Origin of the sequence: Ureibacillus sinduriensis BLB-1 = JCM 15800, assembly GCF_000772955.1 — a bacterium.
GTDB lineage: Bacteria > Bacillota > Bacilli > Bacillales_A > Planococcaceae > Ureibacillus > Ureibacillus sinduriensis.
On record NZ_JPVO01000001.1, the window covers coordinates 1 to 326 of the forward strand.

At 45.1% G+C, this 326-nt stretch carries 1 protein-coding gene; it reads left to right on the forward strand.

Annotation, left to right across the window (positions count from 1 at the left end; translation table 11 throughout):
- A partial coding sequence (locus CD33_RS20335) for a hypothetical protein (RefSeq protein WP_036196956.1) occupies positions 1–326 on the forward strand: 326 nt, incomplete at both ends.

A 326-nucleotide genomic window follows, 5' to 3' on the forward strand; every position in this document is an offset into this window, starting at 1 on the left:
GTAACGGTAGGTGATGGAGTCGGTCAAGTAGCAGAAGTGGATCTAGCCGCATTAGCATCGGCTATAGAGGTAGCTGAGGGCATTTATTCTGTTAAGGAAAATCAAACTCAAGCTCAACTAGACAGTGCAACCAACGTGCTGGAGAATGCAATAAACGCCTTTAACGAAGCGATAGTGAAAGCAGGAAATGCAACCCTGCTTCAAGGAAAAATCGAAGAGGCAACTGTAAGGTTAAATGAAGTAACGGTAGGTAGTGGGGTTGGTCAGGTAGTAGAAGTTGATCTAGCCGCATTAGCATCGGCTATAGAGAAAGCTGAGGGCATTTA